This window comes from Enterobacter cloacae complex sp. SHL001 (assembly GCF_049236825.1).
Classification (GTDB): Bacteria; Pseudomonadota; Gammaproteobacteria; order Enterobacterales; family Enterobacteriaceae; genus Enterobacter; species Enterobacter hormaechei_C.
The window spans coordinates 271,922-288,478 of record NZ_JBMKIP010000005.1 but is presented as its reverse complement, the minus strand read 5'-3'; the positions used below and the strand labels follow the sequence as shown (position 1 = coordinate 288,478).

General features: G+C 56.7%; 16 protein-coding genes. 9 read left to right on the top strand and 7 right to left on the bottom strand.

From position 1 onward, the window contains the following. Positions 1-60 precede the first annotated feature (60 nt). The 4 genes from ACOTYH_RS15935 to ACOTYH_RS15920 all read left to right on the top strand — a co-directional run bounded on the left by ACOTYH_RS15935 (position 61) and on the right by ACOTYH_RS15920 (position 4,514). Positions 61-1,491 (top strand): 6-phospho-beta-glucosidase, encoded by a 1,431-nt coding sequence (locus ACOTYH_RS15935; RefSeq protein WP_421637815.1) that lies wholly within the window; start codon positions 61-63, stop codon positions 1,489-1,491. 226 nt (positions 1,492-1,717) lie between these two features. After that, complete coding sequence (gene upp / locus ACOTYH_RS15930; protein WP_003860560.1) at positions 1,718-2,344, top strand: uracil phosphoribosyltransferase; 627 nt, start codon at positions 1,718-1,720, stop codon at positions 2,342-2,344. 82 nt (positions 2,345-2,426) lie between these two features. Then, positions 2,427-3,716, top strand: coding sequence for a uracil permease (gene uraA, locus ACOTYH_RS15925; protein WP_017692944.1), 1,290 nt, complete (start codon positions 2,427-2,429; stop codon positions 3,714-3,716). A gap of 96 nt (positions 3,717-3,812) precedes the next feature. Beyond that, complete coding sequence (locus tag ACOTYH_RS15920) at positions 3,813-4,514, top strand: DnaA inactivator Hda (RefSeq protein WP_211482948.1); 702 nt, start codon at positions 3,813-3,815, stop codon at positions 4,512-4,514. Positions 4,515-4,600: 86 nt separating this feature from the next. Here the strand turns inward: ACOTYH_RS15920 and ACOTYH_RS15915 are convergent, their stop codons facing one another. Genes ACOTYH_RS15915 through celB form a run of 3 tightly spaced genes read right to left on the bottom strand, consistent with a single transcriptional unit; the run spans position 4,601 to position 8,298 of the window. Then, positions 4,601-6,019, bottom strand: a complete 1,419-nt coding sequence (locus ACOTYH_RS15915) for a leucyl aminopeptidase family protein (RefSeq protein WP_058689134.1) — start codon at positions 6,017-6,019, stop codon at positions 4,601-4,603. Then, positions 6,019-6,975 (bottom strand): N(4)-(beta-N-acetylglucosaminyl)-L-asparaginase, encoded by a 957-nt coding sequence (locus tag ACOTYH_RS15910; protein WP_058689133.1) that lies wholly within the window; start codon positions 6,973-6,975, stop codon positions 6,019-6,021. Before ACOTYH_RS15910 ends, ACOTYH_RS15915 begins: the two co-directional genes overlap by 1 nt. Before the next feature lie 3 nt (positions 6,976-6,978). Next, positions 6,979-8,298 (bottom strand): PTS cellobiose transporter subunit IIC, encoded by a 1,320-nt coding sequence (gene celB, locus ACOTYH_RS15905; protein ID WP_015572194.1) that lies wholly within the window; start codon positions 8,296-8,298, stop codon positions 6,979-6,981. A 145-nt stretch (positions 8,299-8,443) separates the two neighbouring features. Between celB and ACOTYH_RS15900 the strand changes: the two genes are divergently transcribed. Next, positions 8,444-9,268 carry a homeodomain-like domain protein gene (locus ACOTYH_RS15900; protein WP_040117930.1) on the top strand — a complete coding sequence of 275 codons (825 nt, stop codon included), beginning with the start codon at positions 8,444-8,446 and terminating at the stop codon, positions 9,266-9,268. Here the strand turns inward: ACOTYH_RS15900 and arsC are convergent. Together arsC and bepA are read right to left on the bottom strand one after the other, a co-directional pair. Then, on the bottom strand, positions 9,265-9,621 hold the full coding sequence (gene arsC, locus ACOTYH_RS15895; RefSeq protein WP_017383503.1) for an arsenate reductase (glutaredoxin): 357 nt from the start codon (positions 9,619-9,621) through the stop codon (positions 9,265-9,267). The genes ACOTYH_RS15900 and arsC overlap by 4 nt on opposite strands. Before the next feature lie 13 nt (positions 9,622-9,634). Then, the gene (gene bepA / locus ACOTYH_RS15890) at positions 9,635-11,098 is read right to left on the bottom strand and encodes a beta-barrel assembly-enhancing protease (RefSeq protein WP_015572197.1); all 1,464 of its coding nucleotides are present in this window, start codon (positions 11,096-11,098) and stop codon (positions 9,635-9,637) included. 220 nt (positions 11,099-11,318) lie between these two features. Between bepA and ACOTYH_RS15885 the strand changes: the two genes are divergently transcribed. Then, on the top strand, positions 11,319-12,383 hold the full coding sequence (locus ACOTYH_RS15885; RefSeq protein WP_032671807.1) for an AI-2E family transporter: 1,065 nt from the start codon (positions 11,319-11,321) through the stop codon (positions 12,381-12,383). Between the two features lie 138 nt (positions 12,384-12,521). Here ACOTYH_RS15885 and bcp read toward each other — a convergent pair whose 3' ends face one another. Together bcp and ACOTYH_RS15875 are read right to left on the bottom strand one after the other, a co-directional pair. Continuing rightward, the gene (bcp, locus tag ACOTYH_RS15880) at positions 12,522-12,992 is read right to left on the bottom strand and encodes a thioredoxin-dependent thiol peroxidase (RefSeq protein WP_015572198.1); all 471 of its coding nucleotides are present in this window, start codon (positions 12,990-12,992) and stop codon (positions 12,522-12,524) included. Next, positions 12,992-13,561 (bottom strand): glycine cleavage system transcriptional repressor, encoded by a 570-nt coding sequence (locus tag ACOTYH_RS15875; protein WP_000213743.1) that lies wholly within the window; start codon positions 13,559-13,561, stop codon positions 12,992-12,994. The genes bcp and ACOTYH_RS15875 overlap by 1 nt, the downstream gene beginning before the upstream one ends. Positions 13,562-13,706: 145 nt before the next feature. On the opposite strand from ACOTYH_RS15875, the gene dapA reads away from it, so the two are divergent. From dapA to purC, 3 genes are all read left to right on the top strand, one after another. Continuing rightward, entirely contained in the window at positions 13,707-14,585 is an 879-nt protein-coding gene (dapA, locus tag ACOTYH_RS15870; protein WP_003860542.1) for a 4-hydroxy-tetrahydrodipicolinate synthase, read from the top strand. A gap of 16 nt (positions 14,586-14,601) precedes the next feature. Beyond that, entirely contained in the window at positions 14,602-15,636 is a 1,035-nt protein-coding gene (bamC, locus tag ACOTYH_RS15865; RefSeq protein ID WP_032654411.1) for an outer membrane protein assembly factor BamC, read from the top strand. 109 nt (positions 15,637-15,745) lie between these two features. Further along, complete coding sequence (gene purC / locus ACOTYH_RS15860; protein ID WP_001171626.1) at positions 15,746-16,459, top strand: phosphoribosylaminoimidazolesuccinocarboxamide synthase; 714 nt, start codon at positions 15,746-15,748, stop codon at positions 16,457-16,459. Positions 16,460-16,557: the final 98 nt, after the last annotated feature.

Genomic DNA, 16,557 nt, shown 5'->3' with positions numbered 1-16,557 from the left:
AACTGAAACCGGTTTCTGTAACTGTTTTTGCAGAAAATAACGCAGAATGAGGGATAGCGAATGTCAGGATTTAAAGCAGGTTTTCTGTGGGGTGGGGCCGTTGCGGCGCACCAGCTCGAAGGCGGCTGGAAAGAGGACGGCAAGGGCGTGAGCGTTGCCGATGTCATGACGGCAGGCGCCCACGGGGTACCGCGTGAAATCACCAACGGCGTGCTGGAGGGGAAAAATTACCCAAACCACGAAGCCATCGACTTCTATCACCGCTATAAAGAAGACATCAAACTCTTTGCCGAGATGGGGTTCAAATGCTTCCGCACCTCCATCGCCTGGACGCGTATCTTCCCGAAAGGCGACGAGCTGGAGCCGAACGAAGCGGGACTCAAATTCTATGACGATCTTTTTGACGAGTGCCTGAAGCACGGCATCGAGCCGGTGATCACGCTTTCCCACTTCGAGATGCCTTTCCACCTGGTGACGGAATACGGCGGCTGGCGCAACCGTAAGCTGATCGACTTCTTTGTTCGCTTCGCGAAGGTCGTTTTTGAGCGCTACCAGCATAAAGTGAAGTACTGGATGACCTTTAACGAGATCAACAACCAGGCCAACTTCCACGAAGACTTTGCGCCGTTTACCAACTCCGGGCTGAAATATGCGCCGGGAGAAGATCGCGAGCCGGTGATGTTCCAGGCGGCGCACTATGAGCTGGTGGCCAGTGCCCTGGCGGTGAAGGCGGGGCGCGAGATCAACCCGTCGCTGCAAATCGGCTGCATGATTGCCATGTGCCCCATCTATCCGCTGACCTGTGCCCCGGACGATATGATGATGGCGATGAACGCCATGCATCGTCGCTACTGGTTCACCGACGTTCACGTGCGCGGCAAGTATCCGCAGCATCTGCTCAACTACTTTGAACGTCGCGGCTTCGCGCTGGATATCACCGAAGAAGATAAAGTGGCGCTGACGCAGGGCTGCGTGGATTACATCGGGTTCAGCTACTACATGTCTTTTGCCACCAAAGCGACCGCGGACAACCCGCTGCTGGACTACGACGAGAGCAAGAGCCTGGTCTCTAACCCGTACGTGCAGAAATCGGACTGGGGCTGGCAGATCGATCCTGTCGGGCTGCGCTACTCTCTGAACTGGTTCTGGGATCACTATCAGCTGCCATTGTTTATCGTTGAGAACGGCTTTGGCGCGATCGACGTGCAGGAGAGCGACGGCACGGTGAACGACCAGTACCGCATCGACTACCTTTCCGCGCACATCCGCGAGATGAAAAAAGCGGTGGTGGAAGACGGCGTAGATCTGATGGGCTACACGCCGTGGGGCTGTATCGACCTGGTCTCTGCCGGCACCGGCGAGATGAAAAAACGCTACGGCTTTATCTTTGTCGATAAAGATAACGAAGGTAACGGCACGCTGAACCGCAGCAAGAAGAAATCGTTCGACTGGTATAAGCAGGTGATTGCCAGCAACGGCGATAACCTGTAATTGTCGGGTGGCGCTAACGCTTACCCGACCTACACTACACGTAGGCCCGCGTAAGCGCAGCGCCACCGGGCAGAACCCGCACCCAAGCCGGAGCTTCGCCTCCGGTTTTTTTGTCTCTAAATCACTTTGATTGATATACGTCAAGCAAGATGGGTATGGCGCAATCCGAAAAAAGCGGTATAATCCCGCGATTTTTTTGCGGATGCCGCCTCAGAGGAGAAAGAGAATGAAGATTGTGGAAGTGAAACACCCACTCGTTAAACACAAGTTGGGCCTGATGCGTGAGCATGACATCAGCACGAAGCGTTTTCGCGAACTGGCTTCTGAAGTGGGTAGCCTGCTGACCTACGAAGCGACCTCTGATCTGGAAACGGAAAAAGTGACCATCGAAGGCTGGAACGGTCCGGTACAGGTTGAGCAGATCAAAGGTAAAAAAATTACCGTGGTGCCAATCCTGCGTGCGGGTCTGGGCATGATGGAAGGCGTGCTGGAGCACGTCCCAAGCGCGCGTATCAGCGTGGTGGGTATCTACCGTAACGAAGAGACGCTTGAGCCGGTCCCGTACTTCCAGAAGCTGGTCTCTAACATCGACGAGCGTATGGCGCTGGTGGTTGACCCGATGCTGGCGACCGGCGGTTCGATGATCGCTACCATCGACCTGCTGAAAAAAGCGGGATGCAGCAGCATCAAAGTGCTGGTGCTGGTTGCGGCGCCGGAAGGTATCGCGGCGCTGGAAAAAGCGCACCCGGACGTTGAACTCTATACCGCGTCTGTCGACCAGGGACTGAACGAGCACGGGTACATCATCCCGGGGCTCGGCGATGCCGGCGATAAGATTTTTGGTACTAAATAATCGAATAACGATAAAGAAGCCGACTTTGATAGTCGGCTTTTTTTTGAATAAAAACCAACAATGACACTCAGAGGAAAACACTATGACGCGCCGTGCTATCGGGGTGAGTGAAAGACCGCCGCTTTTACAGACAATCCCGCTTAGTTTGCAGCACCTGTTCGCCATGTTTGGCGCAACCGTGCTGGTGCCAATCCTGTTTCACATTAACCCGGCTACCGTGCTGCTGTTTAACGGCATCGGTACGCTACTTTACCTCTTCATCTGTAAAGGCAAAATCCCGGCCTATCTCGGGTCGAGCTTCGCGTTTATCTCCCCGGTTCTGCTGTTGCTGCCGCTGGGTTATGAGGTCGCGCTGGGCGGCTTTATCATGTGCGGCGTGCTGTTCTGCCTGGTCTCCTTCATTGTGAAGAAAGCCGGTACCGGCTGGCTGGACGTGATGTTCCCGCCTGCGGCCATGGGGGCCATCGTTGCCGTCATCGGCCTGGAGCTGGCGGGCGTGGCGGCGAACATGGCTGGGCTGCTGCCTGCGGACGGTCAGTCACCGGATTCCAAAACCATCATTATTTCGCTGGTGACGCTGGGCGTGACGGTTTTCGGTTCCGTCCTGTTCCGCGGCTTTATGGCGATTATCCCGATCCTGATCGGCGTGCTGGCGGGTTACGCGCTCTCCTTCGTGATGGGCGTTGTGGATACCACCCCGATTGCCGAGGCGCACTGGTTCGCGCTGCCAACCTTCTACACCCCGCGCTTTGAATGGTTCGCCATTTTCACCATTCTGCCTGCCGCGCTGGTGGTGATTGCTGAGCACGTCGGCCACCTGGTGGTGACGGCGAACATCGTGAAGCGCGACCTGATCCGCGACCCGGGCCTGCATCGCTCCATGTTTGCCAACGGTTTCTCCACCATCATCTCTGGTTTCTTCGGCTCCACGCCAAACACGACTTACGGTGAGAATATCGGCGTAATGGCGATCACCCGCGTCTACAGCACCTGGGTTATCGGCGGCGCGGCGATCATCGCCATTCTGCTCTCCTGCGTTGGTAAACTGGCGGCGGCGATCCAGATTATCCCGGTTCCGGTGATGGGCGGCGTTTCTCTGCTGCTGTACGGGGTGATCGGTGCCTCCGGTATTCGCGTGCTGATTGAATCCAAAGTGGATTACAGCAAGGCGCAGAACCTGATCCTCACTTCCGTTATCCTGATTATCGGCGTGAGCGGCGCGAAGGTGCACATCGGCGCGGCAGAGCTGAAGGGGATGGCGCTGGCGACCATCGTCGGCGTCGGCCTGAGCCTGATTTTCAAGCTGATCTCGGTGATCCGCCCGGAAGAGGTGGTGCTGGACGCAGACGAAAGCGAAAAAGCGCCACATTGATCGTCATGCCGGGCGAAGGATCGCCCGGTTCTCTCCTTGCAGGTTCCGTGTTAAACTCCATTCCGATTTTATGTAAGATCTCTGGTTGAGGTATTTCTGAACGGACCGGCACAGCTCTCTCTGCCACTTTATCTCCCTGACGACGAAACTTTCGCGAGTTTCTGGCCGGGTGATAACCCCTCTTTACTGGCTGCACTGCAAAACGTGCTGCGCCAGGAACACAGCGGATACATCTATATCTGGTCACGCGAAGGCGCGGGACGCAGCCACCTGCTGCATGCCGCCTGTGCGGAGCTTTCGGCGCGCGGTGACGCGGTAGGCTATGTGCCGCTGGATAAACGCACCTGGTTTGTGCCTGAGGTGCTGGAGGGCATGGAACATCTCTCCCTGGTCTGCATCGATAATATCGAATGCGTGGCGGGGGACGAACCGTGGGAAATGGCGATCTTTAACCTCTACAACCGCATTCTGGAGTCGGGCAAAACCCGGCTGCTGATCACCGGCGATCGTCCGCCGCGCCAGCTCAATCTGGGACTGCCGGATCTGGCGTCTCGTCTGGACTGGGGGCAAATCTACAAGCTGCAACCGCTGTCGGATGAAGACAAACTCCAGGCGCTTCAGCTGCGCGCCAGACTGCGCGGATTTGAACTGCCGGAAGACGTAGGGCGCTTCCTGCTCAAGCGTCTGGATCGGGAGATGCGCACGCTCTTTGATACGCTCGATCAGCTCGATCGCGCCTCCATTACCGCCCAGCGCAAGCTGACCATTCCGTTTGTAAAAGATATTCTTAAGCTTTGAGTTTTTTGCCCGGTGGCGCTGCGCTTACCGGGCCTACGAAAACCCGTCATACCTTGTAGGCCGGGTAAGGCGCAGCCGCCACCCGGCTAAAGATCCCCCAACAAGTGCTCCACCAGCAGCGGAATCGGTCTTCCCGATGCCACGCTTCTGCCGTTCTCACGCCACAGCGCCGTCCCGCTAATATCCAGATGCGCCCACGGAATGGTCGGCGGGCAGAAGTGATGCAGCAGCCACGCCGCCGAGGCGCTGATCGCCGCATTGTTGGTCGGCGTGTTGCATAGATCGGCAATGGCGCTGTCGGTCTGCTTTCTCAGCCGCGCATCCAGCGGCAGGGACCACACCTCGTCGCCGCTTCGTTTGCCCGCGAACGTCAGTGCCTGACGCAACGGCTCATCCTGGGTCATCAGCCCGCTCAGCTCATACCCCAGCGCTTTCACCACCGCTCCGGTTAAGGTCGCCATATCAATGATATAGTGAGCCTGCGGATGGCGCTGACTCGCCCAGGCGATAGCGTCTGCCAGCACCAGCCGGCCCTCGGCATCGGTATTGTTGATTTCAACGGTGGTGCCGTTGCAGGCCGTCGCCACCGTGCCGGGCTGCATGGCGTCGGGGCCGATGGCGTTTTCCGCCAGCGCCAGCACGCCCATGATGCGCACGGATAATTTCAGCTCCGCAACGGTCAGCATCAGCCCGAGCACGTTAGCCGCGCCGCACATGTCATATTTCATGGTGTACATGCCCGCGCCTTCCTTCAGCCACAGGCCGCCGGTGTCAAAGGTAATGCCTTTTCCCACGTAGCAGCGCACCGGGCCATCAGACACGCCGTTATAGTGAATAGCCAGCAGGCGCGGCGGACAGGTCGCCCCTTTGCCAACGGCGTGCAGTAGCCCCAGCCCCTGCTCAACAATTTGCTTTTCATCCAACACCTCGCAGCGCAGGGCAGGGCTGGCGGCACACAGTTTTTGCGCCTCTTCCACCACAAACTGCGGCGTGCAGCGGTCGGACGGCATATCCGCCAGACGTCGCGCCGCAACCATGCCGAGCGCAATGGTCTGCTGCTGGCGGAAGGTCGTCTCCAGCTTCGCCTGCTGTTCCGGCAGGCAGAGGGCAGTGATGCAGGTAAGACGCAGCGCTTCGTCCGTCTTCTTCAGCTTCAGGTCACTGAGCCTGTGCGCCTGATTAAAGAGAAAACGCAGTACCTGCGCCAGCACCACATCGTCAATATCCGTCACGTCCAGCACGAGTTCGGCGCTGGCGGGGGCGGCAAGCAGCGGTCGCAGGGCGGTGAGCAACCCCTCGGTCAGGGCGTCATGCCAGAGCGCATCCGGCAACAGGGTGATGCGGGCAAACGGCGCGCAGCCAAAGCGCGCGTCCGCGACGGTGCTCTGCTGGCGCATTTCAGCGACAAGAGCGCTTTCCGGTATCAGGGAACTGTCAGCGCGCGCAATCAAATGGCTTTGCGGCTTCGCGTCTGAAAGCGCGTTGATAAACTGGTATGTGATCATCATGACTCCTCAATCGGTGCGCGGATCCGCGCGGCATAGGCCTGCATCCACTCCTCATCTACCGCGTGATAGTGCGTTTTCTCCCGCAGGCGTTCAGTACGGAAAACGGTGAGGGGCTGGCGAGCCGTCGCCACCACAAACGAGAAGGTTTTGATGTTGGTCGCGGCGCCAAATTCTCCTTTGTTGTTCATGCACACCACGGAGAGATCGCCCGCGCGGCCAAAGCGCGACATCAGCTTGTCTTCCAGTTCGAACACCACCGAATCCGCCGCCTGCTGCGGCGTCATCCCTTGCGCCATCCGGCGAACGATTTCGTAGCTGGTACAGCCCTTCATCAGATCTTCACCGACGCCCGTGGCGGTGGCCGCGCCGGTTTCGCTGTCGCAGTAAAAGCCGGAGCCGATGATGGGTGAGTCACCGAGGCGGCCGCGTTTTTTCATAAACAGGCCGCTGGTGGAAGTGGCGACGCTCATCGAGCCCTGTTTATCGAGGCCGATGATGCCGACGGTGTCATGTCCGTCGTAGGGGCTTAACCCCTTGTCCAGCGTTTCGCGGCAGCGCTTACGGTAGTGTTGCATGGCGCGATCCGTGAGCATGGTTTTGTCGGCAAAGCCCTGGCTCAGCGCCCATTCGCGCGCGCCCTGGCCGACCAGCAGGCTGTTATAGCGCTGGCGGCTGAGCGCGTGCGCCACGCGTACCGGGTTGGCGATATCCACCAGATTGCCCACGGCGCCGAACGCCAGCGTGTCGCCGTCCATATAGGCCGCGTCCAGCTCTACCTCGCCGTTCTCGGTCGGCAGCCCGCCGTAGCCGACGGATTTATAAAACGGAAAGTCCTCGACGGCGGCGACGGCATCCACCACCGCCGGAGCGACAGGTTTGCCCGCAGCCAGCGCAGACGCAGATTCCGTGACGCCTTCAAGCGCCATTCGCCAGGTTGCGATAATTCCCCACATGCTTTACTCCTGTTTTGCAAGGGTGGTGTCGGTTTGCGTAGCGGTAGTCAGCTCCGCGGCGCGGTACTGTTTATCCACGATACGCATGAAAGGCAGGTACAGCATGGCGCCAATCAGCAGGTTGATCAGCTGCATCACGCTGCCGCTCAGGTGCCCGGTGACGATAAAGCCGCTGATAACCGGCGGCAGCGTCCAGGGGATAAACACCCCGGTGGTGACGGCGACCGCACCAATTTTCATCGCCGCATACTGCACGGTGACCAGCACCAGCGGCACCAGATTGAACGGGATGAGCATGATCGGGTTCATGATCACCGGCAGGCCAAACAGGATCGGTTCGTTGATGTTAAACACCGACGCGCCCGCACCGAGGCGCGCTACTTCGCGCATGTTTTTGCTGCGGGCGAAAATCAGCATCGCAATCACCAGCGACAGCGTGGCGCCCGCGCCACCCATCCAGATCATGTCAAAAAACTGTTCGGTGATGATGTGCGGCGGCGTCGTTCCCGCCTGGATCGCGGCGATGTTGTCGGTCTGGTTCTCCATCCACAGCGGGCGAATAATCCCGTTGATCATCGAACCGGAGTTAATGCCCACTGACCACAGAATGGTGATGCTGAATACGGTCATCAGCGCCCCGAAATAAGAGGTGCCGTAGTGGCGCACCGGGGTGGCAACCACTTCATAAATAAACTGGTGGATGGTGTGATAGTGGGTGTTTTCAAAGATGATGCGGATAAGCAGCACCAGAATCATCACCAGCAGGGCCGGGATCAGGGCCGCGAATGACTCCTGCACCGCCGGAGGCACGCCGTCCGGCATTTTGATGACCAGCTTTTTGCGCTTCAGCCAGCAGAACAGTTCCGTCCACAGCAGGGAACCGATCATCGCCACGAACAGCCCTTTGCTGCCAATCCACTCCACCGGCATCACGGTAATGCCGCCGTTTTCCGCCACTTTGATAAAAGGCGTCAGGATCAGAAACGCGACCAGCGCCAGGATGCCGCAGGAGATGCGGTCCTCGCCATAATGCTCAGCCAGGCGGTAGGCCACCAGGAAGCTGATAAACAGCGACATGGTTGAGAACACCGCGTTAAACGGGATCTCTATAATTGCACTCCAGCTCTCACCAAAGGCCTGAGACATAAACTGCTGATAGGCCTGATTCGGGAAGGAGGAGATCACCAGCAGAATGGAGCCGACGATAATAAACGGCATGAATGACACGTAGGCGCCGCGAATGGCCCCAAGATGACGCTGCTGGGCCGTTTTTGCCGCCAGCGGCATCAGTTTTGCTTCAAGAAATCCCAGAACATTGTTCATTGTGAACTCCGTACAAGATTGAGAGGTGTTGTTTATGTTATGTCTGTGGATTATCAGTGAAGCGTGGCGAGCGAAAGGTGAAATCGGTCACAAAGCATTCGCCGCTCTGATATAAATCTCATAAGATTAGTTCCGGAGAGACGCGATGGAAATCAAACTGCATGCCAACGCCACCACCACACCGCGTATCCGTCGTTATCTTCAGCAGTCAGATAAAAGCGACAGGGAACTTGCCGTTGAGCTGGGGATCTCGGTCACCACCGTCAGGCGCTGGCGCAACCGCGACCAGGTTTCGGATAACCACACAACGCCAAAAGTGATACACAAAGCGCTGAGACAAGAGCAGGCGGCACTGATAAATGCCCTGCGGGATATCACAGGGGCACCGCTGGATGAACTGCTGCTGCTGGTGAATGACGGACTCGGGATCGCCGTTTCCCGCGCGACCCTGAACCGCTACCTCAAACCAGCCTCGCTAAAACAAAAGGGGGCGTCGTTGCAGGGCAAAAAGGCGCTGAAGGCCGGGATCATGCCGCAGAAGCTACTCCTGCATCATCAGCCGCTGTCGCTACATATGGACGACGATGGCGAGCAACACCTGCTCTGGGCGCGTGAACCCGTCAGCGGCTGGTGTTACGCCCGGCTTTATGCTGGCGTATCGCCGCAGTTGCTGACCCGCTGGACGAACGAGGTGCTGGCTGCCTGTCCGGCTGATATTCAATCTGTTGAGACTTTTGGGCTGGAAGTGAACTTGCCAGAGCATAACGTCACCGTAAAAGTGCATTCACAGTATTATCTCGCCCTTCAGGTCACCGTGCCGTTACGCGAAATCATTCCGCGGGTGAACAGTGAACCGATGGGAGAGCTGTTGATCCAACTGTGTGAGTTTTACAACCGGGGAAAAGCGCAGAAAAAGCTGGGAGAGCGTACGCCGCAGGCGTTTCTGGAAGCGCTGCGGCGTAACGATTAGACGATCTCGAGCACGTCTTCCGGCGGACGGCCGATACGCGCCTTGCCATTTGCCACCACAATCGGGCGCTCAATCAGCTTTGGATTGTCGACCATCGCCTGAATCAGCCGATCTTCAGTGAGACTGGTATCGTTCAGATTGAGCGACTTATACAGATCTTCTTTCTGACGCATCAGGTCGCGTGCGCTGCCCATGTTCAGCATCTTCAGCAGCTGGCGGATAGTCTGCGCGTCCGGCGGCGTCTCCAGGTACAGCACCACTTCCGGTTCGATGCCGTTAGACTTCAGCAGGCTGAGGGTGTCTCGGCTCTTGGAGCAGCGAGGGTTATGGTAAATTTTTACCGCGTCTGTCATGACTTCTCCTTTATTACATCTTCTCGTACGGCTTAAAGCGTTGTTGCAGGCCGCGCAGCTGGTCGATTCGCGCATCGTAGCGGGCCTGTTGCAGGCTGCCAAGCTTCACCTGCGAGCTGGCGCTGCTCAGCAGGGAAATGGCCTGATCGAGACGACCCGCCAGCGCCAGACCTTCCGCACGCGCGGCCAGCTCCTGATCGCGGTTACCCAGTTGCCCCTGGGCCTGGGCGAGCAGCTCCCAGCCGTTCTGGTCATCTTTATTGTTAAAGGTGTAGCGGTTCAGAATGGTCACCGCCTCGCCGGGCTGGCCGCCCTGTAGGTAGGCGTTCGCCAGGTTAAGCTGCAATACTGGATTATTACGAAGATCTTTCGCCCCTTTCAGGCGATTAATCGCATCGGTCGCTTTTTTCTGCCCCAGATCGATATCGGTGGCGAGGTCGAGATACCACGGATTGTCAGGCGCCGCCGCCAGCAGCGGCTGTAGCGCTTTTCGCGCTTCATCGTATTTGCTGGCCTCCATCGCCTGGAGCGCCTGACCATACTGCGCCGCGTTTTTCTCGCGCACGTTGCCTTTCGCCAGCGCGTCCAGCAGATCGCTGGTGAGCTGATTACGTCCGGAGTTGTACATGCCAAGCGTTCTCACTTTGGCCATGTAGAAATCCTGCGAAGACTGCACCACGACCGGACGCATCTGGTTGGCTCGGTTACGCGCATCCGAGAGGCGGCTTTCCGGCAGCGGGTGGGTCAACAGAATTTCAGGCGGGCGCGACGAGTAGCGTGCCTGGTCGAGCAGTTTTTCCAGGAAGCTCGGCATGGCCTGCGGGTCAAAGCCGGAACGCTGTAAAACCTGAATGCCGATGCGGTCTGCTTCCTGCTCATTCTGCTGGGTAAAGCTGATCATCCCCTGACGCGTCCCCGCCAGCGTCCCGGTAAGCGCCGCCATCCCGGCCTGCGGGCTGGCCATCGCCAGCAGAATAGAGCCCAGCGCGCCCACCCAGGTTAGCGGGGCGTTACGCTTCTGATCTTCCATCGCACGCGCCAGATGGCGCTGGGTGACGTGCGAAATTTCGTGCGCCATGACGGACGCCAGCTGGCTTTCGTTATCGGAATAACGGAACAACGCCGAATGCAGTACCACGTTCCCGCCAAAGAAAGCGAAGGCGTTGATTTCGTCGTTATTGATTAAATAGAAGTGGAAGGGCGTTTTTACCGAGTCGGCGTGCGCCACCAGACGCATCCCCAGGCCGTTAATGTATTGCACCAGCAAAGGGTCGTTAATCAGCGGAGCACTGCCGCGCAGCTGGCGTACGTAATAATCACCCATCTGCATCTCCTGCCCGATGGAGAGCGTGCTTCCTGCCGTGGTGCCCATGTCCGGCAATGAATCGGACGAGTCAGCGAAAGCGGGCAACACCTGACCCACCGTCACGGCGGCAATCAGTGTCGCAACCAGTGTTTTTCTCAACTGCCTGAACATAACCACTGTCCTGTATGTTGGATGTGCTAATTTGACCGATGAACCCGCATAACGTTCATCTCCGCTGCTCTGCGAGTGTAGCCGTGTTAAGAGATGAAGAAAATCCCATTCATCAGGGTTTTGCGAAACCTGACAGTGAAACAAAAAGGAAAGTCTTTTTTGTGACAGTTAGATACAATTCACCGTCTCACTCCCGCCATTCGATTCAGGGAAGGGTTGTATGCTCGAAATGTTAATGCAGTGGTATCGGCGTCGGTTTAGCGACCCGGAAGCCATTGCTTTGCTGGTCATTCTGGTTGCCGGATTCGGTATCCTGTTCTTCTTTAGTGGCCTGCTGGCGCCGCTACTGGTAGCGATTGTGCTGGCGTATCTGCTGGAGTGGCCCACCGCGCGTCTGGAACATATCGGCTGTTCCCGGCGCTGGGCGACCAGCATTGTTCTGGTGCTGTTTGTCGGCATTCTGCTGCTGATGTCCTTCGTGGTGATGCCCATCGCCTGGCAACAGGGGATCTACCTGATCCGCGATATGCCCGGCATGCTGAATAAACTGTCTGATTTTGCCGCCACGCTGCCGCGCCGCTATCCTGCGCTGATGGACGCCGGGATCATCGATGCGATGGCCGAAAACATGCGCGCCCGCATCATGACCATGGGTGACTCGGTGGTGAAATACTCTCTGGCCTCGCTGGTAGGCCTGCTGACGCTGGCGGTTTACCTTGTTCTCGTGCCGCTAATGGTGTTCTTCCTGGTCAAAGATAAAGAGCAGATGCTGAACGCGGTACGCCGCGTGCTGCCGCGCAATCGCGGTCTCGCCGGTCAGGTCTGGCAGGAGATGAACCAGCAGATCACCAACTACATTCGCGGCAAAGTGCTGGAGATGATTGTGGTGGGCGTGGCGACCTGGATTGGCTTCATGATCTTCGGACTGAACTACTCGCTGCTGCTGGCGGTGCTGGTCGGATTCTCGGTTCTGATCCCGTATATCGGCGCGTTTGTGGTGACCATTCCGGTAGTCGGTGTGGCGCTGTTCCAGTTTGGTCTGGGTACGGAGTTCTGGAGCTGTTTCGCCGTATACCTGATTATTCAGGGACTGGACGGGAACCTGCTGGTACCGGTGCTGTTCTCAGAAGCAGTTAACCTGCATCCGCTGGTGATTATCCTGTCAGTGGTGATTTTCGGCGGGCTGTGGGGATTCTGGGGGGTATTCTTCGCCATTCCGCTGGCGACGCTGATTAAAGCCGTGGTCCACGCGTGGCCGGATGTGCCAGCGGTGGAAGAGAAGTAGATTTAGTGCGGGCTGATGCCCTCACCCCACCCTCTCCTGCGGGGAGAGGGGGCAAACACTAAAAACGGTAGCGCATGCTACCGTTTTGCATTTACCTTGTAGGCCGGGTAAGCGCAGCGCCACCCGGCACTAAAATGATCACGCGTTCTCTTTCAGCCACTTCAACACCACGTCGTGGTGGTTGCTGGTTTTGAAATCATCAAACACGTGCTCAACTTTACCGTCAGCGTCAATCAGGAAACTGATGCGGTGAATACCGTCGTACGTTTTGCCCATAAAGGACTTCTCACCCCAGACGCCAAACTGCTCGCAAACCTGGTGGTCTTCATCGGAAAGCAGCGTGAAGTTCAGCAGCTCTTTTTCCGCAAAGCGTGACAGCTTCTCTGGCTTATCGGTGCTGATGCCCAGCACTTCCACACCGACCTTCTTCAACTCATCCATGTTGTCGCGTAGACCGCAGGCCTGTACGGTACAGCCCGGGGTCATGGCTTTCGGGTAGAAATAGACCAGAACACGCTGTCCCTGGAAGTCGGTCAAATTTACTTGCTCGCCGTCTTGATCCGGTAAGCTAAATTTCGGTGCGATATCACCGGCTTTCAGTGGGTTCATTACTCAACTCCATCCTGTTCGTGCTGCGAATAATCGACGACGCTTATACTGCCTTGCGCATGTAATTCTGTACAGAGGGCTTTGAACGCTTGCTCGATATTTGACGCATCCTGCGAGGCAGGGCTGTGTGCGGTAATTTGAATAAACAGCGTCGGGATTGCGTTTTCATCGCCCGGCTGCGTGCGGGAAACCAGTTCGGCAATGTTCATCTGATGGCTGTCAAACAGCGCCGTGAAACGTTCAATCAGATGAGGTGAATCAGGCACTTCAACCTGTACCCAGACCGTGGCAGGCAGAGCCGGACGCGGGCGCGCGGTGGTGCGCTTCATCACAATCAGTAAATCCAGCTCTGCGCCTTTCAGCGGCAGGGTAGATTCAATGAGGGTAATGGCATTCCATGTTCCGGAAAGCAGCATGATGAACGTGAACTCTTCGCCAAGCATAGCCAGCCGGCTATCTTCGATGTTGCAGCCGCAGCTGCTCACGTGGCGAGTGATGGTATTCACGATACCCGGCCTGTCAGCACCCAGCGCAGTGATAACCAGGTAATGTTGTGATGAGGTTGTCAAACCTGTTCTTCCTTTGCGTGGTTAAGTCTTCCTAAGGAAAGCATAAAAAAAACATGCATACAACCGCCTGAGAGCCTCAGGTCGCTTGCTTTTATTACAGTTCCAAACGTAACATTGAGGCTCTTGTTCGCACAGAGGATGGCTCATGTTCACGGGAAGTATTGTCGCGCTTGTTACACCGATGGATGAAAAAGGTAATGTCTGCCGGTCAAGCATGAAGAAGCTCATTGATTACCATGTCGCCAATGGAACCTCGGCGATCGTTTCGGTAGGGACTACCGGTGAATCCGCTACGCTGAGCCACGAAGAGCACGGCGACGTTGTGATGCTGACCCTGGAACTGGCGGACGGGCGTATTCCGGTCATCGCGGGGACGGGCGCAAACGCAACGGCAGAAGCGATTAGCCTGACTCAGCGTTTTAACGACAGCGGCATTGTCGGCTGCCTGACGGTGACCCCTTATTACAACCGTCCTACTCAGGAAGGTTTGTTCCAGCATTTCAAAGCCATCGCTGAACATACTGACTTGCCACAAATTCTGTATAATGTGCCGTCCCGTACCGGTTGCGATATGCTGCCGGAAACCGTTGGCCGTCTCTCGAAAGTAAAAAATATTATCGGGATTAAAGAGGCGACAGGGAACTTAAGCCGCGTTCATCAGATCAAAGAGCTGGTTTCAGACGACTTTATCCTGTTGAGCGGTGATGATGCGACCGCGCTGGACTTTATGCAGCTCGGTGGTAATGGCGTGATTTCCGTTACGGCGAACGTGGCGGCGCGTGATATGGCTGACATGTGCAAACTGGCCGCAGCCGGTCACTTTGATGAAGCTCGCGTGATTAATCAGCGTCTGATGCCGTTGCACAATAAATTATTTGTCGAACCCAATCCGATCCCAGTGAAATGGGCATGTAAGGAGTTGGGGCTTGTAGCAACCGACACGCTGCGTCTGCCAATGACACCGATTACCGACCACGGTCGTGAAATTGTCGCTGGCGCGCTGAAGCATGCCGGTTTGCTGTAAAGTTTAGGGAGATTTGATGGCTTATTCAGTACAGAAGTCGCGCCTGGCGAAGGTTGCGGGTGTTTCGCTTGTTATGCTCCTCGCTGCCTGTAGTTCAGACTCGCGCTACAAGCGCCAGGTGAGCGGTGATGAATCCTATCTGGATGCGCCGCCGCTTGCTGAACTTCACGCGCCTGCCGGCATGATCCTGCCGATCCAGAACGGTGATTATAATATTCCGGTTACCAACGGCAGTGGCCTGGTGGGTAAAGCGCTTGATATTCGTCCGCCGGCTCAGCCTCTGGCGCTGGTGAGTGGCGCGCGCACGCAGTTTACCGGTGATACGGCCTCTCTGCTGGTGGAAAGCGCACGCGGTACCACGCTGTGGCCGCAGGTTGTGAGCATTATTCAGTCGAAAAACTATACGATTGATAAACGCGACGACGCCAGCCAGACCTTAACCACCGACTGGATTGAGTGGAACCGTCTCGATGAAGACCAGCAGTATCGTGGTCGTTATCAAGTCTCCGTTAAGCCGCAGGGTTATCAGCAGGCGGTTACCGTCAAGCTGTTGAATCTTGAGCAGGCAGGTAAACCGGTTGCCGATCCGGCCGCCATGCAGCGCTACAGCACTGAAATGCTGAACGTGATTGCCGCAGGTCTGGATAAAAACGCTACCGATGCCGCAAACGCCGCGCAGAACCGTAACGGTTCAACGTTTGATGTGCAGAGCGGTGCAGACGATACCGGCCTGCCAATGCTGGTGGTGCGTGCGCCGTTTAACCAGACCTGGCAGCGCCTGCCAGCAACGCTTGAAAAAGTGGGCATGAAGGTGACCGACAGCACCCGTTCAACGGGCAGCATCACAGCGACCTATAAGCCGCTGTCTGATAGCGCCTGGCAGGAGCTGGGGGCAAGCGATCCACAGCTGCCTTCCGGTGACTACAAAATCCAGGTTGGCGACCTCGATAACCGCAGCAGCCTGCAATTTATCGATCCGAAAGGACACACGCTGACCCAGGCGCAGAACGATGCGCTGGTCGCTGCCTTCCAGGCCGCATTCAGCAAATAATAGTGAGGGCTGGTTAATCCAGCCCTTTTTATTTTCGTGCTACGCAAACGTGTGCGTGGCATAATATGGCCAGTTTTGAATACAAATCATCACACCAGGAGTAATGAAGATGCAGAAGCAAGCTGAGTTGTATCGTGGCAAAGCGAAAACCGTATACAGCACGGAAAACCCGGATCTGTTGGTGCTCGAATTCCGCAATGATACGTCAGCAGGAGACGGCGCACGCATTGAGCAGTTCGATCGTAAGGGCATGGTGAACAACAAGTTCAACCACTTCATTATGACCAAACTGGCCGAAGCCGGTATCCCGACTCAGATGGAAGCGTTGCTGTCCGATACGGAATGTCTGGTAAAAAAACTGGATATGGTGCCGGTTGAGTGCGTGATCCGTAACCGTGCCGCAGGCTCCCTGGTGAAGCGTCTGGGCATTGAAGAGGGTATCGAACTGAATCCACCGCTGTTCGATCTGTTCCTGAAAAACGACGCCATGCATGACCCGATGGTCAACGAATCCTACTGCGAAACCTTCGGCTGGGTAAGCAAAGAGAACCTGGCGCGCATGCAGGAACTGACCTACAAAGCCAATGACGTGCTGAAAAAGCTGTTTGATGACGCGGGCCTGATCCTGGTCGACTTCAAGCTGGAGTTCGGTCTGTACAAGGGCGAAGTGGTGCTGGGCGACGAATTCTCGCCGGACGGCAGCCGCCTGTGGGACAAAGAGACGCTGGATAAAATGGACAAAGACCGTTTCCGCCAGAGTCTGGGTGGCGTGGTCGAAGCGTACGAAGCGGTTGCTCACCGTTTAGGCGTTAAGCTCGACTAAACTGCGCATTTGCCAAAGGATGTTGGCATCCTTTGGCGTCTTATCCTTGTTTACTATGGTAATCCTTTCATTAACCGCCTACGATCATAGCTATTATA

Excerpts from the sequence above, each read along its gene's own strand:
- ACOTYH_RS15915 (WP_058689134.1), bottom strand. The coding sequence starts at position 6,019 with ATGATCACATACCAGTTTATCAACGCGCTTTCAGACGCGAAGCCGCAA.
- bamC (WP_032654411.1), top strand. The coding sequence starts at position 14,602 with ATGGCTTATTCAGTACAGAAGTCGCGCCTGGCGAAGGTTGCGGGTGTT.
- celB (WP_015572194.1), bottom strand. The coding sequence starts at position 8,298 with ATGAACAATGTTCTGGGATTTCTTGAAGCAAAACTGATGCCGCTGGCG.
- upp (WP_003860560.1), top strand. The coding sequence starts at position 1,718 with ATGAAGATTGTGGAAGTGAAACACCCACTCGTTAAACACAAGTTGGGC.
- dapA (WP_003860542.1), top strand. The coding sequence starts at position 13,707 with ATGTTCACGGGAAGTATTGTCGCGCTTGTTACACCGATGGATGAAAAA.
- bepA (WP_015572197.1), bottom strand. The coding sequence starts at position 11,098 with ATGTTCAGGCAGTTGAGAAAAACACTGGTTGCGACACTGATTGCCGCC.
- arsC (WP_017383503.1), bottom strand. The coding sequence starts at position 9,621 with ATGACAGACGCGGTAAAAATTTACCATAACCCTCGCTGCTCCAAGAGC.
- ACOTYH_RS15900 (WP_040117930.1), top strand. The coding sequence starts at position 8,444 with ATGGAAATCAAACTGCATGCCAACGCCACCACCACACCGCGTATCCGT.
- ACOTYH_RS15935 (WP_421637815.1), top strand. The coding sequence starts at position 61 with ATGTCAGGATTTAAAGCAGGTTTTCTGTGGGGTGGGGCCGTTGCGGCG.
- ACOTYH_RS15885 (WP_032671807.1), top strand. The coding sequence starts at position 11,319 with ATGCTCGAAATGTTAATGCAGTGGTATCGGCGTCGGTTTAGCGACCCG.
- uraA (WP_017692944.1), top strand. The coding sequence starts at position 2,427 with ATGACGCGCCGTGCTATCGGGGTGAGTGAAAGACCGCCGCTTTTACAG.
- purC (WP_001171626.1), top strand. The coding sequence starts at position 15,746 with ATGCAGAAGCAAGCTGAGTTGTATCGTGGCAAAGCGAAAACCGTATAC.
- bcp (WP_015572198.1), bottom strand. The coding sequence starts at position 12,992 with ATGAACCCACTGAAAGCCGGTGATATCGCACCGAAATTTAGCTTACCG.
- ACOTYH_RS15910 (WP_058689133.1), bottom strand. The coding sequence starts at position 6,975 with ATGTGGGGAATTATCGCAACCTGGCGAATGGCGCTTGAAGGCGTCACG.